We start from the raw sequence: 24,405 nt of genomic DNA, 5'->3' as shown, positions 1-24,405 counted from the left end.
GGAACTCAATGCCCAGTGTAACCTACGGAACGTTCCTTTTGTTCATCGGGAAGTACAAAAACGGGCGATTCCAGATGGGACTCCTGAAGTAAAGTGCGCAATTCCAGGGCAATTTTAGGGCGGCGTTCGTACAGATCGGTAAGCTCCTCGGCATCGGTAGCAATATCGAAGAGTTCCCAACGGACAATGGTGTCTTGCCGCGACATTTTTTTGACCAGTTTGTAGTTGTCCTTTCTAACGGCCTGCAGTACCTCCTTACTGCCATGAAATTCCCAGTAAAGCGCCGGGTGTTTTTGTGTCTGTTCCTGTGCCAAAAGCGTGGGAACGAACGATATGCCATCCGTTTCATCGTTTTGGGTCAACGGATTTCCGGCAAGTTCCGATAGGGTGGGAAGAATATCCCAAAAGGCCGATGGGTGATCGGAAACGGAGTTCGGTTTTATCTTTCCGGGCCATTTTGCAATGAAGGGCATGCGAATGCCCCCTTCGTAAAGGTCCCGTTTTCCGCCCCGAAAGGGACCGTTGCTGTTAAAGAAAGCGGTGGTCGGCATTTGGCGCATAGGGCCGTTATCACTCGTAAAGATAACAAGGGTATTATCGTCAAGCCCTTGTTTTTTTAAGGTCTCCATAACGGTGCCGATGCCCTGGTCCATACGTGTGATCATTGCGGCATAATCCTTTTGGTTTTTGGTCCACTTCTTATTTTTATAGACCCCTTGTTGCGGTACTTCAAACCGCATGCTGTCCAATTGTTCCCCATTGTCATGCGGTATGGTCAGGGACAAGTATAAAAAAAAGGGTTCCGATCGTTCGGTTTCCAAAAATGCCACGGTCTCTTTCATAAAAAGATCGTGCGAGTATTCTTTTTTTTCTGTGGAATAACTGCCCAGTCCGCCATGCCATGCATCCTTTTCCAAGTACTGTACGGTATTGTCTAACGATTGTTTTTCACCATCTTTCCAAAGGAATTCCGGATAGTAATTATGGGCCAAAATTTGGTCGGTATAGCCATAGTAACTGTCAAATCCCTGCTGTGAAGGGTCACCGGACGAACGGGGGTTTCCGAGACCCCATTTTCCGATAAGCTTGGTGGTATACCCTACCTTTTTTAGGTATTCCGCAATGGTCCTATCCGTGTCCAAAAGTGCCATTTGCCCTCCATAAACGCTATCCTGTCGGTTTCCTCTAATGGCCAAATGACCGGTATGTTTCCCAAGCATTAGGGAGGCCCTGGATGGGGCACAGACCGAGGTGCCCGCGTAAAAATTGGAAAAATGAATGCCCTGGCGCGCCATTTCGTCCAGAAAAGGGGTCGCGATCTTCTCCTGTCCATAGGTGCCGATATCGCCATACCCCAGATCATCGGCCATAATAAAAACAATGTTGGGCGGGGTCGGGGCCGCTTTTTCCGTGGTTTGTTGTTTGCAAGAAATCAGTGTGGTCAGCCCACTTGCCAGTAGGCCATAAAGCATCGTTCTGGTCATCATTTGGTTGTCGATTAAGTTTTGACGGTGCGCTTGGGTGTTGCATGCGAACCGTTAAATCGACACTAAAGATACAAACTGAATCGAATTATTTTAGCAATAGTATTGAAACACCCTGCCGATACCATAGCAGGGCCATACCAGCGTTGCTTTCCATTAAACCCGGATTATGCATTAGAACTTCGTAATGAAGCTTTTAGCTGCGATAAAATATGACATTTTTAAATGTAAGCATAGCCCCGAAACTTCGGGGCTATGCTTACATTTAAAAATGTAGCGCAGCACCATAGTTTGAAGTAGCTGGAAGCTGTAATAGATTTTCTAATGCATAAAGCGGGTTAAAAGTCTACAACAACACCGATACTTGGAATGATCTGGCCGTCCGCCTCCGGAATGGCGGCCAAACTCCTTGGGGTGACGATACCGCCCATTTCGTTTCTGTTGAGTCCGTACTGTGTCGGTTGGGGCGTTTGTTGGGCCAAAATGTTCTGTACTTCTATGAATACATCCAAAGAGAGCTTTTTCAAATTCCATTTTTTGTCTATTCGGAGGTCCAATTGCGAGAAGATATCCAATTTTTCCTCTCCTAATCGAGAGTAGTCCAAAACAACTTCAGGGTAGTTTTGCAAGGTGGCGTCCAAGTCCGTGGGAACAAAAGGGGTATTTCCGGCAAAACGATAACGGGCGCTTACTTCCCAGTTCTTTTTGAGCTTGTATCCTCCCGTAAAGGATACCAAATGGCGGCTATCCCATACCGAAGGAAGAAAAACGGAATCGTCAAAGCCGGTAAACTCGCTGTAGAAAAAAGTATAGGCAAAAATCCCATAAAAGTTATTGTTCAACTTTTGCTGGAACTGAAATTCCAGGCCATAGCTTCTGCCACGACCGACCGTAGCAACATCCTCACTGCCGAGTACTTCAAAACCACCTCCTTTGTTGGCTAGGGAAACACCATCCAAGACCGACACGGGATAATCGTTATAACGTTTGTAAAACCCCTCCAACGAAATACTGGACGATGGGCTCGGGTAGTGTTGTAGGCCTAGTACGTAGTGGTCACTTTGGGTATATGCCGCATCCTGGTTGACCAGAACGTTTTCATTGGACCGGAACCCTAAAATGGTGTAGGGCGGTATTTTAAAATAACGTCCTACCGAACCATTGAGCCTCCAGTTTTCCAAAAATTCATAGGATAGCGAAAAGCGTGGCGAAAAGGTCGATAGTAAGTTGTCTTGATCGGTAAAGCTGTCATCGTCCATTCGGAACCCAAGGGAAACATCCAAGGAGTTATCCAAATAACTTCGCGTAAGGTTTGCGAAGAGGCCGTACTTCATAAAATCGATTTCGGTATCGAAAGTAATGTTGTCGATCAGATCGACAGTGTTGTTTTTATAATCGGACCGTTGTACATTGCCCCCTGCGCTAAGTTTCCAATTCCCGAGAAATTTGGTGATCTGGTATCGTAGTTTGCTTTCCGATTCCCGGGCATCGTTGTTAAAAAAGACACCGCTTTCGTTCTCGGGATCTTCAAAACGGGTAAATTCGTTTACCAAGGTATTGTTACTAATGGTGGTCTGCATAAATCCGGAGCCATCCTTGAAGCGTTTCTTCCAAGTAAGCCCTATGGCATTGGTGCGTTGGTCTATAAAGGGGGCCTGCTCCAGTTGTGCCTGTTGCTCGGCATCAAAATCATCCGGGGTTTCCACGGAGAAGTCATCTATAGATCCCAACCCTAAAAAATTAATGGTGTTATAGGCATCGATCTCATGCGATACCTTGTATTGATAGTCCCAGTAATTGGGGCGAAAGGGCAGTCCAATGGTTTCGAACAAAAATTGGAGGTAGCTGCGTCGAACGGAGGCAAGTATCGTGGTCTTGCTTTCCTCGTTGGCGCCCTTGAACAACGGACCTTCAAGGGTCAATGCCGCTTCACTGGCACTGATACGAAAGTTTCCGTTGAAATTACGGGCATTTCCGTTGCGTTGACTGAATTGTAACACCCCCGACAATGGATTGTCGTATTGGGCGCCGAATGCCGAAGTGGACAGGGTAACGTTATCGATAAATGAAACATTGATAAGGCCCACAGGTCCGCCCGCGCTTCCCTGGGTACTGAAATGATTGATGTTAGGGACCTCCATTCCGTCCAGATAATAGACCGTTTCGTTGGGGGCACCGCCACGGATGATCAGATCGTTACGAAAGCCGCCAATGGAGGGCGACACGCCGGGCAAGGTCTGTGCTACCTGCACCACATCGTTGTTACTTCCAGGATAGGTGGCGATCTCTACCGCCGAAAGCGTCTGCGTGGATAAGGGTGTTTCCCTGGGCCTACTGATTTTGTTCGCATTGGACACCACTACCTCGTCCAATTGCTGGCTGGCCTCTTCCAAAGTGAAATTATAGGCCGGTGTCCCTTTCGATTTCACTACTACGTTAAATACGGTCTGTGTTTTAAAACCAAGGTAGCTAACGACGAGATTATAGGACTTCGGGGGCACGTTGGAAATGCGATAGTTTCCGTCAAAATCGGTTTGTGCGCCCAAGGTGGTTCCTTCCAAAAGTACGCTGGCCCCCAAAATAGGAGTGCCGGTCTCATCAATGACAGTGCCCGTAACCTCGCCAACGATCTGGGCGCTTATGACTAATGGAAAAAGAAGTAATAGCAAGGGAAAGAAACGTTTCATAAAGGGCGGTTTAGGGGTTATTCGTAAGTTTGTTTGAATGCTGATGTGATTTTATTGGCAAATAAAGTATTTTTTAATACTTTATTTTAAATTTTTAGTGTTAAATAATACATAAATAGATGACCATTGAGGTGCTTATCCAACAATTGGTGGACCAAGCGATTACATATCATAAAGCGGAGCAAGGGAAACCTCTCTCGGTAGAGGACTTCGCCGTTTGGCTTATGGCATCTGAAAAAAAAGGGCCCGATAAAACAATTTTGGGCGCTCCCTTTGTGGCGATCGATACCGAACTCTCCGCACAAATAGGGCGTTTGGCCCGCTATGGGAATACCTATTTAAAGCAAGCCTTGGGAACGGGACCTTTTACCACCAATATGGAGTTTATTTTTAGTGCGATGCTCCAGCAGCATGGTCCATTGGGAAAATCGGCGCTCATTAAACTAATGGTCTATGAGAAGTCGTCGGGAATGGAAATCATAAAGAGGCTTTTGAAAAGTGGGTTGATCGTGCAATACCCCAATCCCGATGATGGGCGAAGTAAATTGTTGCGTTTGACCGAAAATGGAATGAACGCATTGATCGTTGCCTATAAAAATGCGGGTTTGGCGGCAAAGGTGGTGACGGCCCCGCTTTCGGTCGATGAAAAGAAAAGTCTGTTGAAGCTCCTTCAAAAGTTGGACGATTATCACGAAGCCATATACCGATCGGGCGAAAACCCTTTGGATGCGCTTTTGAACACCAAAGAAGAATGAAGGGACATCAAAGGGTATTCGGTAATAACGGTAAGGGACAAAGCAATAGTTTAGCTGCAGTCCGGTACTTTTGAACCATTTCTATACCTGCTCTTTTATGGTGGGAATGGTATCGTGTGCTAAAAAATTATGCTTTTTCACCCTTTTTTCGACTTTTTTCCTTCTGTAGCCCAGCTATGCAACTCAAAAAAGGCTTCAAAAAGATAAAAAATCATGTCCCGAAGCGTCGGGATCGCTACAATCCAAAAAGTTTAAATGACTTCTTAAACAAAAAAGGCCCCTCGGTAAAAGGGGCCATGGCATTTGTCAAAATTAAATTGTAAAGATAAATAGGGGCAATAAGATTGTATTCGGGGAACTAAAGTTTCTGGCTAAAAAACGCCAACGGCCCATAGTAAAAGGGCGACTACGACCGATAACAAAATACCGATCAATAACACCACCATTACACTAAGAAAACCGTTAAGTAGTCTTTCACCAGAAGTAATTTCATGTTCCATATGTGTATAATTTCCTGTAAATTAATGAAATTTCCGTCGTAATACCACTTTTAAGGGGATTATTTCGACCAAAGGCGCCCCCTTTAGTGTGTTTGCCCGATGTAAAACCGATTTTTTCGATAAAGTGCTGAAATTCAACGAGTGCTATTTGGTCTTTCCACGCAGTTGTTCCTCCAGTTCCTCCAAGGAAACGCCTTTGGTTTCCGGCATTTTAAATAAGGTCCAAAGGAGTTGAAGCACCATCATACCCATAAAAAACACAAAAATGGGCCAGGGGTTGTCCTTAAAGATTCCCTTGTCGGCATCCAAGAATATTGGGGTGATCAGGGTGATGACCGCGGCAAAAACCCAATGGGTTCCCGTCCCCCACGACTGCCCAAAGGCCCTTACCTTGTTGGGGAAAATTTCTGAAATGAATACCCAAATGACCGCGCCTTGTCCAATAGCATGCGAAGCTATAAACACTAGGATAAACGTCAGCAACAAGGCCGAACCTGCATTGGCGTAAAAACACCAGGCCACCATTCCCAGGCTTACGATATACCCTAACGAACCGATTTTCAAGAGTTGCCTACGGCCCAACCTATCGATAAGCCGAACCCCTATAAACGTAAATACGAGATTGACCACGCCGATAGCGATAGAGCTAAAAAGGGATTCCTTGGCTGCCAAACCGGCCCTTTCCAAAATTTCGGGGGCATAGTACAGCACAAAGTTGATTCCGGACAGTTGGTTGAAAAACGCTATGAAAAACGCAAGCAGTAACGGTTTTTGGTATCGCCCGGAAAACAAGGGTTCCTTTAGGGCCACATCGGGAATATTCGCCTTGATTTCCCGTAGTTTGTCCTTGGCCGCCTCTTCTCCGAAAAGCATCCGTAAGGCCGCCATGGCCCCTGTATCGTCCTTTTTTGTAATGGCTAGCCACCTTGGACTATTGGGGATCGATACCACCATTAGGGTATAGGCGATGGCGGGTATGGCTTCCACACCCAGCATCCAGCGCCAATCATTGGCACCTCCCACCCCTTTTAAAAGATAGTTGGAAATAAAGGCGATGAGTATGCCCAGAACCAGATTGAACTGGTACAATGCGCCCAACTTCCCCCTGTTTTCCGGAGTGGAAATTTCGGATATGTAAATGGGTGCCGCTACCGATGAGGCTCCTACGCCCAAGCCACCGATAAATCTAAAAAACGAAAAAACGTAGGGGTCTGTCGCCAATCCGGAACCAATGGCCGATAGTGCGTAAAGGATTCCGATCCAAAAAAGGGTTTTTTTTCGTCCAAAACGGTTGCAGGGAATACCCCCGAAAAGCGAGCCGATCACGGTTCCCCAAAGTGCCATCGACATAATGAACATACCATGAAACCATGGTGATGTATTCCAAAGCGCTTTAATGGGCAGGTTGGCCCCGGAGATCACTACGGTGTCAAAACCAAAAAGAAAGCCCGATAGTGCGGCGGTAAGGGAAACCTTAAAAAGTCTTGAATTCATGCTGCGCTGCTTTTTTACTTTTTACTAAAACTAGTAAAATTTGCGCTAGCATCGTTTCGGCTAACACCAGAAATGGTATAAGAGGTTTTGCTTCCCTCGGATCGATTCAAAATGGGATTGCTATGGGGTAGTGCCACCAAGCAATACCTAGGCGCTCTGCGGTTTTAGGGTATCCCTTCTTTTTCGTCGCTTTTGGAGCTTGTCGGGTCTTTTAAGGGAATCGTGCTGCTGTCGCAAGTCTTTGAAGTCCATTTTTTGTTCTTCGGTTTCCGGGCTGTGCAGGGGCAGGTGCTTCCCATCTTTCTGGGAGAACCACTGACAAGAACTAGTTAAAAGCAAGGTAAAAATACATAAGATGAGGGGGGAACGTGCCATTTCGTAGTAGGTTATACCAATGGCTGACTTTAAGTGGCAATTGGCATTGAACTATAATAATGTACGTATGTGTGCTACGATTTGGATGCTAGCGCCTTTATTTTTAGCGATATAGCTGGCGTTTATGGCGCCTGTTTTTTTCTGAAAATCGGGATTGTCCAACAATCTTTTCATAAGCTCACCGAAACCCCAACCATCGGTTACGGACAAGATACCTTTTTCGGCCACCAGCTCCTCGGCCTCTTTAAAACCTTTGTATTGTGGACCAATGATGACCGGGATACCAAAAACGGCAGGTTCCATGGTATTATGGAGCCCCGTTGCAAAACCGCCCCCGACATAGGCGATATCCGCATAACTATAAATCTTGGTCAGTAGGCCGATGGTATCGATCAGCAACACCTCATAGTTGCCTATGGTCTCCGGATCCATTTTCGAGTACAGAACGGTTTTTTTGTTGAGGGAGCCGGCCAGTCCCAAAACCCTTTCGGGGGTAATGGTATGTGGGGCGAACACATATTTAAGCGATGACGACGGTGCGTGGTTGATGTAGTCGATCAAAATTGCTTCGTCTTCCGGCCAAGTGCTGCCCGCTACAAAACACTGCCGGTCTTTTTTGAACGCGTCCATAAAATCAAGGCGTTGGTCACGCTCCAAAATTTCGCTTACCCGATCAAGGCGGGTGTCCCCGCTAACCGTAACCCGTTTGATTCCGGCTTTTACCAATAACTCTTGCGAATCCTTGTTCTGGACAAAAATATGGGAGAATTTTTTTAGGGCCGATCGCATGAATCCGCCATAGGGCTTAAAATAGACTTGGTGTTTTTTGAACAATGCGGAAATTAACAAGGCGGGAATTTCACGCCGGTGCAGCTCCCTTAGGTAATTGGGCCATACTTCGTACTTCACAAAAATCGCAAGTTCCGGTCGCACCATGTCCAAAAACCGGGAAACATTGGCTTTGGTGTCCATGGGCAGGTAAACGATTACATCGGCGACCGTACTGTTCTTTTTCACCTCATATCCGGAAGGGGAAAAGAAGGTGACTACAATTTTTTGGGACGGAAAAGCGGTCTTTAGCCGTTCGATTACCGGGAGCCCTTGCTCGTATTCCCCCAGGGATGCGGCATGCATCCATAGGGTGCGATCGTTCCCCGAAAGAAGCTCGTTCAGTTGCCCCCAGGTTTTTTTTCTACCAGCTACAAAAAGGCGGATTTTTGGTTTGAAAAGCGCAACAAACCGAAGCCCGGCCCAAGCCAAATGAACAATGCTATTATAAATGGAAAACACGGAAAATCAATTTGCCAGCTAAATTACATTTCTTTCCAGAGTTCATTGATGCCTGTTTCGTATTTTTGTGTGAAATCTTGAAAAAACAAAGGGCATGAAGAAAATCCAAATGGTAGATCTTGGAGGGCAATACAAGGGCATCAAAGCGCAGGTGAATGCCGCGATCGCCAACATTATGGAAACTTCGGCCTTTATCAACGGTCCGGAGGTACATGCCTTTCAAAAGGATCTGGAAACGTATTTAGGGGTCAAACATGTTATTCCCTGTGCCAACGGAACCGATGCCCTGCAAATTGCCATGATGGGCTTGGGATTGCAGCCCGGCGACGAGGTCATTACGGCCGACTTTACGTTTGCCGCTACGGTGGAGGTCATTGCGCTGTTGCAACTGACCCCCGTACTGGTGGATGTAGATCCCGATACCTTTAATATCGACATTGCGGCAATAGAAAGGGCGATCACCCCAAAAACAAAGGCGATCGTACCGGTTCACCTTTTTGGCCAATGTGCCGACATGGATGCCATTATGGATTTGGCGGAAAAGCACAAGCTTTTTGTAATAGAGGACAATGCACAGGCCATTGGAGCCAACCATACTTCAAAAAATGGAACAAAAAGAAAAGCCGGTACCATCGGGCATGTTGGGGCGACCTCCTTTTTTCCTTCCAAGAATTTAGGGGCCTATGGTGATGGGGGAGCCATTTTCACAAATGACGATGCCTTGGCGCATACGTTGCGGGGAATCGTAAACCACGGAATGTACCAGCGGTACCATCATGATGTGGTCGGGGTAAACTCTCGATTGGATTCCATGCAGGCCGCGGTACTGCGCGCAAAGCTTCCCAAACTCGACATGTATTGCGATAACAGAAGGGCGGCCGCCCGAAAATATAGTGCCGCTTTTTCGGGCCATCCCGATATTGTGGTTCCAAAGACCGTAAACGGTTGCGAGGGCATTTGCGATGTTTGCGACTGTCATGTTTTTCATCAGTATACCTTAAAGATAACCAACGGAAAGCGCGATGCACTGGTAAAGCATTTGGGTGAGAAGGGTATACCTTGTGGGGTCTATTATCCCATACCCTTGCACCGGCAAAAAGCATATGCCGATGCCCGATATAACGAATCTGATTTCGAAATAACCAATCTGCTTTCCGAACAAGTAGTTTCCCTGCCGATGCATACGGAGCTGGACGATGAGCAAATCGACTATATTACCGCTACGGTCATCGGTTTTTTAAATGGATAGCCGGGCAAGTCGTTAGTTTTGGGTGCAAAAACCAACCATTAAAATAAATATATGAAATGAGCATAAACTTTTTTAAGCATACTCTACCGAGATGATTAAAATAAGTTTATGCGAATTACTGAATGTGCGGAAATTTTTAGTTTTTTCATTTTCAGTGAACTACAAAATTTTAAACAGATGAAAATTTTAGTCACGGGCGGTTTGGGTTTTATAGGGTCCCATACTGTCGTTGAGCTGCAAAACGAAGGATATCAGGTCGTTATCGTCGATGATTGTTCCAATGCCGATGAAAAAGTACTAGCGGGAATTACCGCCATTACAGGAAAGGAGCCGGTATTCGAGAAAATCGATTTACGGGAAAAAGAGGCGGTAGGTGCCCTGTTCGAACGCCATTCCGATATCGCCGGGGTCATCCACTTTGCAGCTTCAAAAGCGGTAGGGGAGAGCGTTGAGAAACCTCTGCTGTATTACGAAAACAATATCGGGTCGCTGGTATATGTGTTAAAGGCTTTGGTCAAAAAGGAAAAGGCAAGCTTTATCTTTAGTTCTTCCTGTACCGTTTACGGCCAGGCAGATGCGATGCCGATTACCGAAAATGCCCCGATCAAACCTGCTGAATCGCCTTATGGGAAAACAAAGCAAATGGGCGAAGAGGTCATTTCGGACATCTGTAAGGTAAGCCCTAACCTTCAAGCGATCGCGCTACGTTATTTTAATCCCATGGGAGCGCACCCCAGTGTTGAAATAGGGGAATTGCCGGTAGGGGTGCCACAAAATTTGGTGCCGTTCATTACACAGACCGGTATCGGAATTCGAGAAGGGTTGTCCGTTTTCGGTAACGATTATCCAACAGAGGACGGTACGTGCGTGCGCGACTACATTCATGTGGTAGATTTGGCCAAGGCACATGTGGTAGCGCTCCAACGTTTGCTGCACGGTAAAAACGAAAAGAACTATGAAGTGTTCAATGTGGGTACGGGAAAAGGCAGTTCGGTCATGGAGGTTATCCGCAGTTTTGAACGGGTATCCGGAAAAAACCTGAACTACAAAATAGTGGACCGTAGGCCCGGCGATGTTATAGAGGCTTTTGCCGATACCACCAAGGCCAATGAGGTGTTGGGTTGGAAAGCGCAATCGAGTTTGGACGAAGCCATGCGATCGGCTTGGGAATGGGAACAAAAGGTCAGGAGTTAGTCCGGAGCTTGTTGCAATAGGTGCACCGTATCGCTATTTTAGAAAAGAACATTACAACAACCAATCATAGTGGTAGGAAGCGGTCATCCTTAGTACTGGCGTTCTTGGGCATTTTGCTCTGTACCTCCTGTTATTCCTATAAGCTATATCCTAAAAAGTATCGGCACTATACCAATCAGCGGGTAAGGCAGAACGCTTACGTGCGTAACGATAGCTTGAAGAAAGCGCTTAAAATACTGGAGGCTTCCGAACTATTCGCAATAGTGACGGACAGCAGTTCCGCCGATTTGCACATTACCCTATATCCCTTGGAGCAAAATGTTGCCTGCGCTACTCCGATGCTGCCGACAATGCTCACCTTGGGCCAAATGCCGGTAGTTGTTCCGGAAAAGTATTACTTTCGGTTCGATGAGACCGTTAACGACAGTACGGTAAAACGAAATTTTTCGTTTAATATTTCGCGAAGGGTATGGTTTTGGGACTTGTTTACATTTTCCAAGCGCTTCAACAAAAAGGCAGGGAAAGCGGTCTTGGGAGCATACCGATCCAGTAGCGCAACGCCCTAAGGTTCATTAATGGACCGGTACATATGATAAAATCAAAACACAAATGAAAAATCTTTTTACACTTTTGGTGCTCGGTATTTCCATTGTTTCCAATGCACAGGATAGCTATCTGCAATGTGGTACCCTGTTCGATACCGAAACGGGAACGTCTCTTTCCAAGAAAACGGTCGTAGTATCCGGTAATAGGATAAAAGAGATCAAGGACGGTTTTGTGGCAGGGGGCGCCGAAGATCTGTTGGTCGATTTAAAGGATAAGGTAGTATTGCCCGGATTGATCGATATGCACGTGCATTTGGAGTCGGAGTTCGACCCTAAAACCTACATTAAAAAGTTTACCGGTAATGACGTGGATGTGGCCTTTGAGGCCACGGTATATGCGGAGCGAACATTGATGGCCGGTTTTACTACCGTGCGCGACCTCGGAGGCTCCGGAGTCAACATTGCCCTACGAAATGCGATAAACAAAGGGTTGGTGCGAGGCCCGAGGATCCTTACCGCCGGCAAGGCACTTGCGAGTACCGGTGGGCATGCCGATCCTACCAATGGTATGCGGAAAAGCCTTATGGGAGATCCCGGACCGAAGGAAGGGGTGGTCAACTCACCGGAAGATGCCCGAAAAGCTGTTCGGCAACGTTATAAAAATGGCGCCGATGTGATAAAAATAACCGCTACCGGAGGGGTATTGAGCGTGGCGAAAAGTGGTCAGAACCCACAGTTTACTCTTGAGGAAATAAAGGCCATTACGGATACGGCCAAAGATTATGGATTTTCCGTGGCGGCACATGCCCATGGTGACGAAGGAATGCGCTTGGCCATTTTAGGAGGGGTGAGTACCATAGAGCACGGAACGTTGATGAGCGAAGAGACCATGGAACTCATGATACAGAAAAAGTGTTATCTGATTCCGACGATCAGTGCAGGAAAACAAGTTGCCGAAAAAGCAAAAATACCAGGTTTCTTTCCCGATGTGGTCGCGAAAAAAGCACTAGATATCGGTCCCAAACATCAGGCGGCAATGGCAAGGGCATACAAAAAAGGGGTCCCGATGGGCTTCGGTACGGATGCCGGTGTGTTTCCCCATGGCTTGAACGCGATAGAATTCGGGTATCTCAAAGAAGCGGGAATCCCGGTGGGCGAGTCGTTAAAGGCAGCTACCGTGGTCAATGCCAAACTTTTGGGAATGGAAGACCAGATCGGGCGCTTGGAGCCCGGTTTCTTCGCCGATATCATCGCTGTTGCGGAAGATCCCATTAAAAATGTAAAAACGTTGGAACAAACCGTTTTTGTGATGAAAAACGGGGTGGTGTATAAAGAGTAACATGCTAAATAAAGCAGCCTGTTACCTGTTAATATGGGTTTAGGGATTTTGTTTTTAGAACGAAATTAGCTGGATTGCCGGGGATTGTTCTTAATTTTTCATTTGTCGCGAGAGCAAAGCCTTTTTAGCTTGTCGTTAACAACCAAATAGCGAAGTTGTTCCGTATCTTCTAATATGCAAGCTACTTTTACGAACAGTACCGCATTGTTACAAAATGCCATTTCGGTAGGGTTATACCAACCGTTGATCGCCCAATTGGAGAAGGACTTTTTATTGTCGAACCTTCAGATCGATATCGGTTTGGGCATGTTTCCCGAAGATTTAGGGTCCACCTTACACGAAAAAGTATACCATTTGATTATGGAAAAGTTTTCGGCCTATCTTAATTTACTCTATGTAATCGACGTGCCGGAAAGTGCCTTCAAGGAAATACAGGTTACCGATGTAGTTGCCGTAGCGGAACAGGTTTCGTTCTTGATATTAAAAAGGGAGTTTCAAAAAGTGAAATTAAAGGAACTGTATAGCAATTGAATTTTGTTGCGGCTTGGTACCCGAACTGGATGCTCCTATTTTGACGGGAGCTGCGGACCATAACGGCCAAAGTAAACGATCACTAAAAATAAAAACGGATAAAGGGCGCCCAGGCATTTAGATAGATGCTGTCGTCATTATCAAAAAGGACGTTGTAGCGAATGCCAACGGTGGTAAAACGGTTGGTATAGCCCACACCCAGAAAAAGTGCGGGAGACCAAAAGTTATCGTTTAAATCGCCCAGGCTTTGGTTGACCCGTAACTGTTCCAATTCTGCAGAAAGTTGTAAAAAGTCCACCGGGTTGTAAAGGTTGATGATACTACCGCCATAGGCCGTTAGTTTGCTGTCGTTCACTTTCGAATAGATAATGCTCAACCCGATCCCGGTAGCAAATTTGTCCGATACTTGATAAATGGCACTTGGCGCCAGTGAGCCGTTGAAGCCGGCGTTGTTGAACCCAACGCCCACACCGCCGCCAAAACGTACCCTTTCCCAAAAGGTGTTCACCGGAGGCGCATTTTGGGCCAGGGCAGCGGATGAGACGGTCAGTAAGAAAAATAGGAGCTGGATTTTTTTCAGGTAGGGAGAAGGTCGCATTGGTCAGGTAGCTTTTGCATTACATTAATACCCCTAAGATACCCCGATAAAAGGGAAATATTGTATTTTTGATAAAATAATATAGAGAAGGTTCCGTTCGGGAAAAAGAGGTCAAATGACCTTTATGAACATTTCAACGGTATCAATAACTAGAGCAAGCCTTGCATGGATAAGTACTCCTTTTTAAACGCAGCACACACTTCTTTTTTTGCCGAAACATACGACAAATATTTAGCCAATCCGGATAGCATAGAGCCCAGTTGGCGGGCCTTTTTTCAGGGGTTCGACTTTGGAGCCGAAAGTGCCCTGGACGATTTGGATCTTGTGGATGGTGTTGCCTCGGTCACCACCGCGAACGGAAAAAAAGCGGAGGTGCCCCAATCGTTACAAAAGGAGTTCCAGGTCATACGGCTGATCGATGGGTATCGCAGTAGGGGACACCTTTTCACGGAAACCAATCCCGTTCGGGAGCGTAGAAAGTATGTTCCCACCTTGGATATCGAAAATTTTGGGCTTACGGAGGCCGATTTGGATAGTACCTTCAGTGCCGGTGAGATCATCGGTATCGGAACGTCCAGCCTCCGAAATATCATTGGCCATTTAAAACGGATCTATTGCGATTCCATTGGTGTGGAATATATGTACATCCGTAAGCCAGAACGTTTACAATGGATACAGGAATGGTTGAACGTAAACGACAACCACCCCGACTTTTCCAACGACCGCAAAAAGCATATTCTAAAAAAACTGAACCAGGCCGTTTCGTTCGAAACGTTTTTACACACCAAGTACGTCGGTCAAAAGCGGTTCTCCTTGGAAGGGAACGAATCGTTGATCCCGGCATTGGACGCCATAGTGGAACAGGCCGCGGAAATGGGCGTGAAGCAATTTGTAATGGGCATGGCCCACCGGGGGCGCTTGAACGTGCTCACCAATATTTTTGGCAAAGCGGCAAAAGATATTTTTAGTGAGTTCGATGGCAAGGATTATGAGCAGGAAATATTCGATGGCGATGTAAAGTATCACCTCGGGTGGACCAGCGATCGCATGTCGGACAACGGCAATAAGATAAAAATGAATATCGCCCCCAACCCGTCCCACCTTGAAACGGTCGGTGCCGTAGTAGAGGGGATCACGAGGGCAAAACAAGATGCCCACTTTTCGGACGATTTTTCAAAAGTGCTCCCGATCGTAGTACATGGCGATGCCGCCATTGCCGGACAGGGATTGGTGTACGAGGTGGTGCAAATGGCAAATTTGGACGGATACAAGACCGGGGGTACCATTCATATCGTGGTCAATAATCAGATCGGTTTTACCACCAATTATTTAGATGCCCGTTCGTCTACCTATTGTACCGATGTCGGTAAGGTTACCCTAAGTCCCGTATTGCATGTCAATGCCGACGATCCCGAGGCCGTGGTACATGCGGCACTGTTTGCTTTGGAATATCGCATGCGTTTCAAAAGGGATGTTTTTATCGATTTGTTGGGATATCGGAAATATGGGCATAATGAAGGGGACGAACCCCGGTTCACCCAGCCAAAACTCTACAAGGCCATTGCCAAACATAAGAATCCGCGCGATATTTATGCCGAGAAGTTGCTTTCCCAAGGCATTATCGATGAAGGACATGTGAAAAAATTGGAGGCGGAGTATAAGGCCTCCTTGGAAGAAGAACTGGAAGATTCCCGAAAAGAGGACAAAACCGTAATTACCCCGTTCATGGCCGATGAATGGAAAGGTTTTCAGAACGTAAGGGAATGGGAAATGATGGAAGGTGTGAACACCAAGTACCCCAAAAAGAAGTTGACCCAAGTGGCCAAGGTATTGACGGAACTTCCCGAAAACAAAAAGTTTTTAAGAAAGGTAGAAAAACTGGTGCGCGATCGTAAAAAGATGTTTTTTGAAACGGACAAGCTTGATTGGGCCATGGGCGAACTGCTCGCCTATGGGTCTCTTTTGGAAGAAGGTTTCGGAGTACGCATGTCTGGGCAAGATGTAGAGCGGGGTACCTTTTCACATCGGCATGCAGTCATGAAGGTAGAGGAAAGTGAGGAAGAGGTGCTGCTGCTGAACCATGTCTCGGGAAAACAGGGCGATTTTCAGATATACAATTCCCTGCTCTCCGAGTATGGTGTGGTCGGCTTCGATTATGGCTATGCCATGGCGAGTCCGAATACCCTGACCATTTGGGAGGCGCAGTTCGGTGACTTTAGTAACGGTGCCCAGATCATGATCGATCAGTATATTTCTGCCGCCGAGGACAAATGGAAGCTTCAGAACGGACTCGTAATGTTGTTGCCCCACGGTTACGAAGGCCAGGGTGCCGAACATTCCTCGGCCCGCATGGAGCGCTACCTACAACTTTGCGCGCGGGACAATATGTACATTGCCGACGTTACCACCCCGGCACAAATGTTCCATATTTTGCGCAGGCAAATGAAGGCCGGTTTCAGAAAACCTTTGATTATCTTTACTCCAAAGAGCCTATTGCGGCACCCAAGGGCCGTTTCCTCTTCGGACGATTTGGCCAACGGGGCATTTAAGGAAGTGATCGACGATGATGCGGCTACGGTAAAAGAGGTCAAAAGTTTGGTCTTTTGTACAGGAAAGTTTTACTATGATCTGTTGGCTGCGAAAGAGGCCAATGATCGAAAGGACGTGGCACTGGTACGCGTAGAGCAATTGTTTCCATTGCCATCCGAGCAAATGAACGCATTGATTTCCAAATATAAAAATGCAAAGGACCTGGTCTGGGCGCAGGAGGAACCCCGTAATATGGGAGCCTGGAGCCATATGATGATGCATTTTGAGGGCGCACATCGGTTTAGGGTGGCTTCAAGACGCTTTTATGCCTCTCCGGCGGCGGGAAGTGCGGTGCGATCTAAAAACAGGCACCAACAGGTGATCGAATACGTTTTTGATGCCGAAAAAGACAATTCAAATAGAAAAATAACAAAGCAAACAGTACAAGAATGATTTTAGAAATGAAAGTCCCTTCACCGGGTGAATCGATTACCGAGGTAGAAATTGCGGAATGGTTGGTAGAAGATGGTGACTACGTAGAAAAAGATCAGGCCATAGCCGAAGTAGATTCCGATAAGGCGACCTTGGAGCTGCCTGCGGAAGCTAGCGGTACCATTACCCTTAAGGCCGAGGTGGGCGATGCCGTGGAAGTGGGTGCGATTGTCTGTTTGATCGATACCAGTGCCGAAAAGCCCGGGGGTGCGAGTGCCGGGGCGTCCAGTACCATGGGCGGTGGCGATGAAGGTTCCGGCAGTAATGCCGAGAAGGATCTGCAACAGCAGAAAGATGATACCAAAACCAAGGCAGATAGCGAAAAGGCACCGCAACCCGCACAGGCAAAAGACACCTATGCCTCTGGGACGGCTTCCCCGGCGGCCAAAAAGATATTGGACGAAAAAGGGATTTCCGCCAGTGCCGTAAAAGGTTCCGGTCGTGATGGCCGCATCACCAAGGACGATGCCGTAAAAGCGGTACCTTCCATGGGCACCCCAAGTGGAGGTTCTCGAGGCGAGTCCCGTTCGAAGCTGTCCATGTTGCGTAGGAAAGTGGCCGAACGCCTGGTATCCGTTAAAAATGAAACGGCCATGCTGACGACCTTTAACGAGGTGGATATGTCGCCAATTTTTGAATTGCGAAAACAATATAAGGAAGCGTTCAAGGCAAAACACGGAGTGGGCCTAGGGTTTATGAGCTTTTTTACAAAAGCGGTGGTCCGGGCACTTCAGATGTATCCTTCCGTGAACGCCATGATCGATGGAAAGGAAATGATCAGCTATGACTTTTGCGACATCAGTATTGCCGTATCGGGTCCGAAAGGGCTTATGGTTCCCGTCATCCGAAATGCGGAAAACTTGACCTTTAGGGGCGTGGAGTCCGAGGTGAAGCGTTTGGCGATTCGGGCCAGGGAAGGGGAGATTACCGTTGATGAAATGACCGGAGGTACCTTTACGATTACCAATGGCGGCGTTTTCGGTTCCATGCTGAGTACGCCGATCATTAATCCTCCGCAGAGCGCGATCTTAGGAATGCATAATATTGTGGAGCGTCCGATTGCCAGGGATGGTGCCATCGCCATTGCCCCGATCATGTACGTGGCCCTGTCCTACGATCATCGTATCATTGATGGCAAGGAATCCGTTGGCTTTTTGGTCGCGGTCAAGGAAGCGCTGGAAAATCCGGAGGAGCTGCTTATGGATAACGATGTTAAAAAGGCATTGGAAATGTAGCAGTGTCCTTACAAAAATAAATTCAAAAAAATCCCGACACGCTTTGATTGTTGGGATTTTTTTGTTTGGCCGATCGATGCCGCGATAGTTTTAGGTGGAGACCGAACTTTTTTACGTCTTGAACCAAATAGGTCAACGTTTAAGGTCGCGCTTTTTCTTTTTTAATTTTAAGTAAACGTCTTTGGTATCATAATCGATGACCGCCTTTCCTTTTTTTAGAAGATCGGCGCCTATAATTCCGTCAACGGGCATGGCGTTGTGGGCGGTTAGGGCCTCGTTGACGTGAACGAGATCGAATAGCACGATTTTAAGTTTCTTTTGACGCCAATCGCCCACTGCTATCTTGTTTTTTTTGGAAATCAGGGTTTCCATATCCGTAGCACCGGCACCCGCCGCCTTTATTTCGGAAGCTTGGGAGCTGAGTTGAAAAAAATCCATCTTATCAAAACCGACACAGGTGTTGGATGCTCCGGTGTCCAAAATAAACCGTCCGCGAATTCCATTGATGCTCGCAACCACTTCAAAATGGTTGGTGGCGGTCAATTTCAACGGAATTTTTACGTAGTTCTTTTTCCTTAAAAAACGTTTCAATTTTGTCATAATACCATTTCTCCGAACAGTTTTGTTATCGCAAAGATAACTCTATTTTTGCGTCATGATATTGACCGATACCCATACCCATTTATACGGCGAAGCCTTCGACGAAGACCGCCATGAAGTAGTGGAAAGAGCCCTCAAATGCGGGGTGTCCCGTTTTTTTATACCCGCCATAGACGCTACGTACACCGAAGCCATGTTGGCACTGGAAAAGGCCTATCCAGCGCATATGTTCCTAATGATGGGTTTGCATCCTACACATGTAAAGGAAGGTTATAAGGCCGAATTACGGCATGTGCAGGATATGTTGGCCGAACGAAAGTTTTATGCCGTTGGGGAAATCGGAATCGACCTGTATTGGGACAAAACGACACTGCTGCAACAGCAAGAGGCCTTTCGAACACAGATCGACTGGGCAAAAGCGTATGGCTTGCCCATAGTCATCCATTGTCGCGATGCTTTTGATGAGGTATTCGCCATTCTGGAAGAGAAGAACGACGACGCCCTTTTTGGGATATTCCATTGCTTTACGGGGACCTTGGAGCAGGCAGAACAGGCCATATCCCTTGGACTGAAACTGGGTATCGGTGGCGTAGCGACATTTAAGAACGGCAAGATCGATACTTTTTTGGATACCATCGACCTCCGGCATATAGTATTGGAAACCGACGCCCCTTACCTGGCCCCGGTGCCTTATCGTGGAAAACGGAACGAAAGCTCCTATTTGCTCCAGGTCGCCGAGAAAGTCGCTACCATATATGGGAAGGACATCTCCGAAATCGCGGCGGTGACCACCGCAAATTCAAAACAGGTATTTGGGATATAAAAACCGATAAAAAGGAAAAGCACATATGGCCAAAAGCAATATTCTACTTATATATACCGGCGGTACCATTGGTATGGTAAAAGATTATGCGTCGGATTCCCTAAAAGCGTTTAATTTTAAAAAGTTGCTTCAACGCATTCCCGAGCTGAACCAGTTGGATTGTGCTATCGATTCCGTTTCTTTTAAGGAGCCTATCGACTCCTCCAATATGAATACGGTCCATTGGGTGCAGATCGCCGAAATCATAGCGGAAAATTATGACCGTTATGACGGCTTCGTGGTATTGCATGGTAGCGATACCATGAGCTACACCGCTTCGGCCCTTAGTTTTATGTTGGAAAACCTTTCCAAGCCGGTCATTTTTACCGGGAGCCAGTTGCCGATCGGCGATTTGCGGACCGATGCGAAGGAAAACTTGATAACCAGTGTCCAGATCGCGGCATTAACGGAAAAAGGCAAGGCGGTAGTGCAGGAGGTAGGTTTGTATTTTGAGTATAAGTTGCTTCGTGCCAATCGCACCACAAAGATCAATGCCGAGCATTTCGAGGCCTTTCAGTCCATGAACTACACGCCTCTGGTGTCGTCCGGGGTGCATTTAAAAGTGCACAAGGAGGCATTATTGCCCCGAAAAAGACAAAAGAAACTAAAGGTCCATAAAAGCTTGGATTCCAACGTGGGGATTTTAAAATTGTTCCCGGGACTCGGTCAAAACCTGTTGCAAAGCATCTTAAGTACACCCGGACTCAAGGGCTTGGTGCTGGAAACCTACGGATCGGGAAATGCGCCTACGGAAACCTGGTGGACCGAAATGTTGAAAAAGGCGACGGCCAGCGGGCTGAAGATCGTAAACGTGACGCAATGCGCCGGTGGAGGGGTAATTCCAGGGCAATATGAAACCAGTGTCCACCTTAAAAAAATGAAGATCATCAATGGGGGCGACATCACTACCGAGGCCGCTATAACCAAACTCATGTACCTCCTAGGGGTGGGAACGTCGGATAAAACGTTCAAAAGCGTGTTCGAAACCTCCCTAAGGGGAGAGATGTCATAAAATTTACCTGTTTAATTTCCTCAACTAATATTTTTTTCGTTATTTGGCCAACCTTTAAAATTATAGACTAGAGAGGTGGCCGAGTGGTCGAAGGCGCACGCCTGGAAAGTGTGTATACACCAAAAGTGTATCGAGGGTTCGAATCCCTTCCTCTCTGCAAAGGTTTTGCTTTTATTATTGCGAAATTTTTTTATCTTTAGCATTATTAACTAACTAATTTAAGTTTGAAAAAATGAAAAAATTATTCTCTACTCTGGCCGTTAGCGGCTTGTTTATCATGGGAACGAATACGATGAGTGCCATGACAACGACAGCAGCAATGTTTCAGGAAGGAACGGAAGAAGCTTCAGCAGGATTTACTCAAGTTTTAAAAGAGCAATTTATTCAGGGTGGTGCCGGTTTTATGGGTATCGTTTTGCTTTGTTTGATCTTGGGCCTTGCGGTTGCCATCGAAAGGATCATATACTTAAATATGGCCAGTACCAATACTTCCAAATTGAAACAACAAGTAGAGGATGCATTGGCTTCCGGTGGTGTAGAAGCGGCCAAGGAAGTGTGCAGAAATACAAAAGGCCCTGTTGCCTCTATATACTATCAGGGATTGGACAGAGCTGGTGAGAGCATCGAATCGGCAGAAAAAGCGGTCGTTTCCTATGGTGGTGTACAAATGGGACAGTTGGAGAAAAACGTTTCTTGGTTGTCCTTATTTATCGCTATTGCACCCATGCTAGGATTTATGGGAACGGTAATCGGTATGATCCAGGCCTTCCAGAAAATTGCTGCGGTAGGTAACTTGAGTGCCTCGTTGATCGCAGGAGATATCCAGGTGGCGTTATTGACCACGGTATTCGGTCTGATTACGGCAATTATCCTCCAGATTTTCTACAACTATATCATTGCTAAAATTGATGGTATCGTAAACGACATGGAAGATTCTTCCATCTCCTTGATCGATATGTTGGTAGACCACAAAAAATAAATCGTACACCCTAAACATATAGCAATGAATAAAATTGTAAAAATAGCTTTGATAGCGATAGGGTTGATCGGTGCCATATTATGGTTCATGCTGCCCTCAAGGGCGGAGTCCGAAGCTGATCCTGCAGGGGCTGCGCAAAACGGGGCAATGGCCGCAATGTTCATGATAACGTATTTGTTATTGGCGGTCGCCATCATCTTTAGTCTGGGATTTGCACTCAAGAATATGTTTTCCAATCCTCAGGGGTTGAAGAAAACCTTGTTTGCCGTAGGCGGTTTCGCCTTGATAGCGATAATCTCTTATGTGATTTCAAGTGGTACCGATGTAGGGCCGCAATATATGGAGATGTCGGACGAGGCCACTGTCAAAAAAATTGGAATGGGCTTGAACGTGTTTTTTATTCTCGCTGCGGTAGCTGTCATTTTGATGATAGTGCCTTCCGTTAAAAAACTAGTTGGTAAATAAAAAATAAATTATGGCTAGAAGAGCAGGAGCACCAGAAGTGAACGCAGGTTCCATGGCCGACATCGCCTTCCTACTGCTTATCTTTTTCTTGGTAACTACTACCATTGAAACAGATGCGGGACTGGATCGTATGTTGCCACCGATCGAACCACCGGAAACGGATGTTGTGATCAAACAGAAAAACATCTTTCAGGTCAATATCAACAAAAACGGACAGTTGTTGGCCGATGGGGAGTTGATCAATTTGACGGACCTCAGGGCGAAGGCAATGGGCTTTTTGGAAAATAACGGAGACGGATCTTGTAACTACTGTAGTGGTGGCAAAAAAGATGCGAGCTCTTCGGATAATCCTACCAAGGCCATTATTTCCTTGAAAAACGATAGGGAAACCAAATACGGAACCTATATCACGGTTCAGAACGAATTGGTAGGAGCTTATAACGATTTGCGAAACCGTGAGGCAAAACGACTCTATAAAAGAGCGTTTACCGAAATGGAAGCGGAATATATCAAACAAGAGACCCCTGCAAGTGTTAAGGAGGAGTTGAAAGAGAAGATTACCGCAATCCAGGAAATGTTTCCACAGAAACTTTCCGAAGCGGAGACCTCTACGTCGGGTAGCTAAAAGAACACAAATTTTTAATTCGTATTATGTCTAAATTTGCAAAGAAAAAAAGTGGTGATTTACCTGCGGTATCTACTGCTTCCCTTCCGGATATCGTTTTCATGCTACTGTTCTTTTTCATGACCGTAACGGTAATGAAGGACAATAGCCTAAAGGTCGAGAACGTGCTTCCGAACGCAAGCGAAATTAAAAAGCTTGAAAAGAAGGATAGGGTCATCACCATTTATGTTGGGCCACCGACCCAGGAATATCAAAAGTTGTTCGGTACGGAATCTAAAATACAGCTGAACGACAAGTTCGCAGGACCAACAGAGGTTGGCGATTACATTTTGATGGAACGGGCAAAAAAGCCACAGGAACTTCAAAACGTTTTGACCACTAGTTTAAAGGTGGATAAAAACGCGAACATGGGATTGGTGAGTGATATCAAACAAGAGTTGCGAAAAGTAAATGCCCTAAAGGTCAATTATACGACCTATGATGGCGATGCTTTCAACAACGTCAAATAATAGTTTTCAAACTTAGTTAGAACGCTCCAAATGAAAGTTTGGGGCGTTTTTTGTAATGTGTACCTTTGAGACCATACTAGTGGCCCACATTTGGTTTCGAGGTGTACGGTGGAGTGCAGTACATAGGGCGATAGTATTTCCATGCCATACCATTTTTGTTCGATGAGATCAATTTTCCTGCTTTTGGGTTTTCTTGGTTCCGTTTCGGTTTTTGGGCAGATGGCCACCGACACGGTCAACTTTGATGAGCGGTATTTTGAAGACCAATTCTACCTTGGGGTTACCTATAATTTCATATTTCAACGACCGTCGGAATTAAGTCAACGAAGTCTTTCGTATGGCTTACAAGGGGGCATCATCAAGGATATTCCATTGAACAGGGACCGAACAGTGGGCCTGGGTATAGGGTTGGGCTATGGGGTCAATTCCTATTATTCGGATTTGATCGCGACCAACACCCCTGACGGACCGGTGTACGAAATCGATGGTTCCCGGGAAGGTTTTGATCGTAGCAAGGTAGAGACCCATACGGTAGAAATGCCATTGGAATTTCGGTGGCGTAACTCAACCAAGGACGAATACCGGTTTTATCGCATTTATACCGGGTTAAAATTAGCCTATGTCTTTTCTGCGCGGTCTAAGTTTGTTTCCGATATCGGAAAAGAAGCTTTTTCCAATGACGATATCCAAAGGCTCCAATACGGACTTACCTTAAATGTAGGGTACGACAGCTTTAACATACATGCCTATTACATGCTCAACACGCTTTTTAATGAAGGCGTTCAAGTAAATGACAACGATATAGGCCTTAGACCGCTCCGTATCGGTTTTATCTTCTATATTTTATAACCACCGTTAATTTTTCAAGCTGTTTTACGGTGTTTTTCCTTTCGGTTGGCACGAATTTTGATATTTCTTTAACACCAACATTTTCCATACCGTTACACTCTTTAAGCGGTATTGATAAGGCCGAAGCAACGGCCAGGTTTATAAGTATACTCCCAAAAATAACGACGGTACCGCATGCGTACCGTAAACGTTATACCATTTTAACTT

At 46.2% G+C, this 24,405-nt stretch carries 23 protein-coding genes and 1 tRNA gene; 16 read left to right on the top strand and 8 right to left on the bottom strand.

Features of this window, described 5'->3' with window-relative positions; genetic code table 11:
• Positions 1-5: 5 nt before the first annotated feature.
• Complete coding sequence (locus tag ACRD7P_RS06685; RefSeq protein WP_430906765.1) at positions 6-1,487, bottom strand: arylsulfatase; 1,482 nt, start codon at positions 1,485-1,487, stop codon at positions 6-8.
• Positions 1,488-1,822: 335 nt separating this feature from the next.
• On the bottom strand, positions 1,823-4,171 hold the full coding sequence (locus ACRD7P_RS06680) for a TonB-dependent receptor (protein WP_430906764.1): 2,349 nt from the start codon (positions 4,169-4,171) through the stop codon (positions 1,823-1,825).
• Between the two features lie 119 nt (positions 4,172-4,290).
• On the opposite strand from ACRD7P_RS06680, the gene ACRD7P_RS06675 reads away from it, so the two are divergent.
• Entirely contained in the window at positions 4,291-4,926 is a 636-nt protein-coding gene (locus ACRD7P_RS06675) for a MarR family winged helix-turn-helix transcriptional regulator (protein ID WP_430906763.1), read from the top strand.
• A gap of 371 nt (positions 4,927-5,297) precedes the next feature.
• On the opposite strand, the gene ACRD7P_RS06670 is transcribed toward ACRD7P_RS06675, so the two are convergent.
• The 4 genes from ACRD7P_RS06670 to ACRD7P_RS06655 form a co-directional block, all read right to left on the bottom strand.
• Positions 5,298-5,426 (bottom strand): hypothetical protein, encoded by a 129-nt coding sequence (locus ACRD7P_RS06670; RefSeq protein ID WP_430906762.1) that lies wholly within the window; start codon positions 5,424-5,426, stop codon positions 5,298-5,300.
• A 144-nt stretch (positions 5,427-5,570) separates the two neighbouring features.
• Complete coding sequence (locus tag ACRD7P_RS06665; RefSeq protein WP_430906761.1) at positions 5,571-6,920, bottom strand: sugar porter family MFS transporter; 1,350 nt, start codon at positions 6,918-6,920, stop codon at positions 5,571-5,573.
• 147 nt (positions 6,921-7,067) lie between these two features.
• A complete protein-coding gene (locus ACRD7P_RS06660; protein ID WP_430906760.1) occupies positions 7,068-7,295 on the bottom strand; it encodes a hypothetical protein in 228 nt (75 codons plus the stop codon).
• A gap of 51 nt (positions 7,296-7,346) precedes the next feature.
• The gene (locus ACRD7P_RS06655; RefSeq protein WP_430906759.1) at positions 7,347-8,585 is read right to left on the bottom strand and encodes a 3-deoxy-D-manno-octulosonic acid transferase; all 1,239 of its coding nucleotides are present in this window, start codon (positions 8,583-8,585) and stop codon (positions 7,347-7,349) included.
• Between the two features lie 94 nt (positions 8,586-8,679).
• On the opposite strand from ACRD7P_RS06655, the gene ACRD7P_RS06650 reads away from it, so the two are divergent.
• The 5 genes from ACRD7P_RS06650 (at position 8,680) to ACRD7P_RS06630 (ending at position 13,443) form a co-directional block, all read left to right on the top strand.
• Positions 8,680-9,834, top strand: a complete 1,155-nt coding sequence (locus ACRD7P_RS06650) for a DegT/DnrJ/EryC1/StrS family aminotransferase (protein ID WP_430906758.1) — start codon at positions 8,680-8,682, stop codon at positions 9,832-9,834.
• Between the two features lie 177 nt (positions 9,835-10,011).
• Positions 10,012-11,028, top strand: a complete 1,017-nt coding sequence (galE, locus tag ACRD7P_RS06645) for a UDP-glucose 4-epimerase GalE (protein ID WP_430906757.1) — start codon at positions 10,012-10,014, stop codon at positions 11,026-11,028.
• A 20-nt stretch (positions 11,029-11,048) separates the two neighbouring features.
• On the top strand, positions 11,049-11,594 hold the full coding sequence (locus ACRD7P_RS06640) for a hypothetical protein (RefSeq protein ID WP_430906756.1): 546 nt from the start codon (positions 11,049-11,051) through the stop codon (positions 11,592-11,594).
• 43 nt (positions 11,595-11,637) lie between these two features.
• Complete coding sequence (locus ACRD7P_RS06635) at positions 11,638-12,912, top strand: amidohydrolase family protein (protein WP_430906755.1); 1,275 nt, start codon at positions 11,638-11,640, stop codon at positions 12,910-12,912.
• A 174-nt stretch (positions 12,913-13,086) separates the two neighbouring features.
• Positions 13,087-13,443: a hypothetical protein gene (locus tag ACRD7P_RS06630; RefSeq protein WP_430906754.1), complete on the top strand. Its 357-nt coding sequence runs from the start codon at positions 13,087-13,089 to the stop codon at positions 13,441-13,443.
• A gap of 82 nt (positions 13,444-13,525) precedes the next feature.
• On the opposite strand, the gene ACRD7P_RS06625 is transcribed toward ACRD7P_RS06630, so the two are convergent.
• Positions 13,526-14,041: an alpha-ketoglutarate decarboxylase gene (locus ACRD7P_RS06625; RefSeq protein ID WP_430906753.1), complete on the bottom strand. Its 516-nt coding sequence runs from the start codon at positions 14,039-14,041 to the stop codon at positions 13,526-13,528.
• Positions 14,042-14,206: 165 nt separating this feature from the next.
• Here ACRD7P_RS06625 and ACRD7P_RS06620 point away from each other — a divergent pair, with 165 nt between their 5' ends.
• Both ACRD7P_RS06620 and odhB read left to right on the top strand, forming a co-directional pair.
• A complete protein-coding gene (locus tag ACRD7P_RS06620; protein ID WP_430906752.1) occupies positions 14,207-17,023 on the top strand; it encodes a 2-oxoglutarate dehydrogenase E1 component in 2,817 nt (938 codons plus the stop codon).
• Positions 17,020-18,297 (top strand): 2-oxoglutarate dehydrogenase complex dihydrolipoyllysine-residue succinyltransferase, encoded by a 1,278-nt coding sequence (gene odhB / locus ACRD7P_RS06615; RefSeq protein WP_430906751.1) that lies wholly within the window; start codon positions 17,020-17,022, stop codon positions 18,295-18,297. Before ACRD7P_RS06620 ends, odhB begins: the two co-directional genes overlap by 4 nt.
• 132 nt (positions 18,298-18,429) lie before the next feature.
• On the opposite strand, the gene ACRD7P_RS06610 is transcribed toward odhB, so the two are convergent.
• Positions 18,430-18,897 (bottom strand): retropepsin-like aspartic protease family protein, encoded by a 468-nt coding sequence (locus ACRD7P_RS06610; protein WP_430906750.1) that lies wholly within the window; start codon positions 18,895-18,897, stop codon positions 18,430-18,432.
• Positions 18,898-18,952: 55 nt separating this feature from the next.
• Between ACRD7P_RS06610 and ACRD7P_RS06605 the strand changes: the two genes are divergently transcribed.
• From ACRD7P_RS06605 to ACRD7P_RS06570, 8 genes are all read left to right on the top strand, one after another.
• Complete coding sequence (locus ACRD7P_RS06605; protein ID WP_430906749.1) at positions 18,953-19,720, top strand: TatD family hydrolase; 768 nt, start codon at positions 18,953-18,955, stop codon at positions 19,718-19,720.
• Between the two features lie 25 nt (positions 19,721-19,745).
• On the top strand, positions 19,746-20,771 hold the full coding sequence (locus ACRD7P_RS06600; RefSeq protein WP_430906748.1) for an asparaginase: 1,026 nt from the start codon (positions 19,746-19,748) through the stop codon (positions 20,769-20,771).
• 69 nt (positions 20,772-20,840) lie between these two features.
• Positions 20,841-20,928 (top strand) — tRNA-Ser (locus ACRD7P_RS06595).
• A 75-nt stretch (positions 20,929-21,003) separates the two neighbouring features.
• Positions 21,004-21,750 carry a MotA/TolQ/ExbB proton channel family protein gene (locus ACRD7P_RS06590; protein ID WP_430906747.1) on the top strand — a complete coding sequence of 249 codons (747 nt, stop codon included), beginning with the start codon at positions 21,004-21,006 and terminating at the stop codon, positions 21,748-21,750.
• Between the two features lie 24 nt (positions 21,751-21,774).
• Positions 21,775-22,215, top strand: coding sequence for a hypothetical protein (locus tag ACRD7P_RS06585; protein WP_430906746.1), 441 nt, complete (start codon positions 21,775-21,777; stop codon positions 22,213-22,215).
• A 10-nt stretch (positions 22,216-22,225) separates the two neighbouring features.
• Complete coding sequence (locus tag ACRD7P_RS06580) at positions 22,226-22,840, top strand: ExbD/TolR family protein (protein WP_430906745.1); 615 nt, start codon at positions 22,226-22,228, stop codon at positions 22,838-22,840.
• 26 nt (positions 22,841-22,866) lie between these two features.
• Positions 22,867-23,349, top strand: a complete 483-nt coding sequence (locus ACRD7P_RS06575) for an ExbD/TolR family protein (RefSeq protein ID WP_430906744.1) — start codon at positions 22,867-22,869, stop codon at positions 23,347-23,349.
• Between the two features lie 162 nt (positions 23,350-23,511).
• Positions 23,512-24,198, top strand: coding sequence for a porin family protein (locus ACRD7P_RS06570; protein ID WP_430906743.1), 687 nt, complete (start codon positions 23,512-23,514; stop codon positions 24,196-24,198).
• Positions 24,199-24,405 lie beyond the last annotated feature (207 nt).

This window comes from Maribacter sp. 2-571, assembly GCF_050589625.1.
In the GTDB taxonomy this organism is placed as follows: domain Bacteria; phylum Bacteroidota; class Bacteroidia; order Flavobacteriales; family Flavobacteriaceae; genus Pelagihabitans.
The sequence above is the reverse complement of the archived record's forward strand: the minus strand, read 5'-3'. Positions and strand labels throughout refer to the sequence as shown.

Bases quoted from the DNA above. Each gene is read 5' to 3' on its own strand.
- ACRD7P_RS06685 (WP_430906765.1), bottom strand. From the start codon at position 1,487: ATGATGACCAGAACGATGCTTTATGGCCTACTGGCAAGTGGGCTGACC.
- ACRD7P_RS06680 (WP_430906764.1), bottom strand. From the start codon at position 4,171: ATGAAACGTTTCTTTCCCTTGCTATTACTTCTTTTTCCATTAGTCATA.
- ACRD7P_RS06675 (WP_430906763.1), top strand. From the start codon at position 4,291: ATGACCATTGAGGTGCTTATCCAACAATTGGTGGACCAAGCGATTACA.
- ACRD7P_RS06670 (WP_430906762.1), bottom strand. From the start codon at position 5,426: ATGGAACATGAAATTACTTCTGGTGAAAGACTACTTAACGGTTTTCTT.
- ACRD7P_RS06665 (WP_430906761.1), bottom strand. From the start codon at position 6,920: ATGAATTCAAGACTTTTTAAGGTTTCCCTTACCGCCGCACTATCGGGC.
- ACRD7P_RS06660 (WP_430906760.1), bottom strand. From the start codon at position 7,295: ATGGCACGTTCCCCCCTCATCTTATGTATTTTTACCTTGCTTTTAACT.
- ACRD7P_RS06650 (WP_430906758.1), top strand. From the start codon at position 8,680: ATGAAGAAAATCCAAATGGTAGATCTTGGAGGGCAATACAAGGGCATC.
- galE (WP_430906757.1), top strand. From the start codon at position 10,012: ATGAAAATTTTAGTCACGGGCGGTTTGGGTTTTATAGGGTCCCATACT.
- ACRD7P_RS06635 (WP_430906755.1), top strand. From the start codon at position 11,638: ATGAAAAATCTTTTTACACTTTTGGTGCTCGGTATTTCCATTGTTTCC.
- ACRD7P_RS06630 (WP_430906754.1), top strand. From the start codon at position 13,087: ATGCAAGCTACTTTTACGAACAGTACCGCATTGTTACAAAATGCCATT.
- ACRD7P_RS06625 (WP_430906753.1), bottom strand. From the start codon at position 14,041: ATGCGACCTTCTCCCTACCTGAAAAAAATCCAGCTCCTATTTTTCTTA.
- ACRD7P_RS06620 (WP_430906752.1), top strand. From the start codon at position 14,207: ATGGATAAGTACTCCTTTTTAAACGCAGCACACACTTCTTTTTTTGCC.
- odhB (WP_430906751.1), top strand. From the start codon at position 17,020: ATGATTTTAGAAATGAAAGTCCCTTCACCGGGTGAATCGATTACCGAG.
- ACRD7P_RS06610 (WP_430906750.1), bottom strand. From the start codon at position 18,897: ATGACAAAATTGAAACGTTTTTTAAGGAAAAAGAACTACGTAAAAATT.
- ACRD7P_RS06605 (WP_430906749.1), top strand. From the start codon at position 18,953: ATGATATTGACCGATACCCATACCCATTTATACGGCGAAGCCTTCGAC.
- ACRD7P_RS06600 (WP_430906748.1), top strand. From the start codon at position 19,746: ATGGCCAAAAGCAATATTCTACTTATATATACCGGCGGTACCATTGGT.
- ACRD7P_RS06590 (WP_430906747.1), top strand. From the start codon at position 21,004: ATGAAAAAATTATTCTCTACTCTGGCCGTTAGCGGCTTGTTTATCATG.
- ACRD7P_RS06585 (WP_430906746.1), top strand. From the start codon at position 21,775: ATGAATAAAATTGTAAAAATAGCTTTGATAGCGATAGGGTTGATCGGT.
- ACRD7P_RS06580 (WP_430906745.1), top strand. From the start codon at position 22,226: ATGGCTAGAAGAGCAGGAGCACCAGAAGTGAACGCAGGTTCCATGGCC.
- ACRD7P_RS06575 (WP_430906744.1), top strand. From the start codon at position 22,867: ATGTCTAAATTTGCAAAGAAAAAAAGTGGTGATTTACCTGCGGTATCT.
- ACRD7P_RS06570 (WP_430906743.1), top strand. From the start codon at position 23,512: ATGAGATCAATTTTCCTGCTTTTGGGTTTTCTTGGTTCCGTTTCGGTT.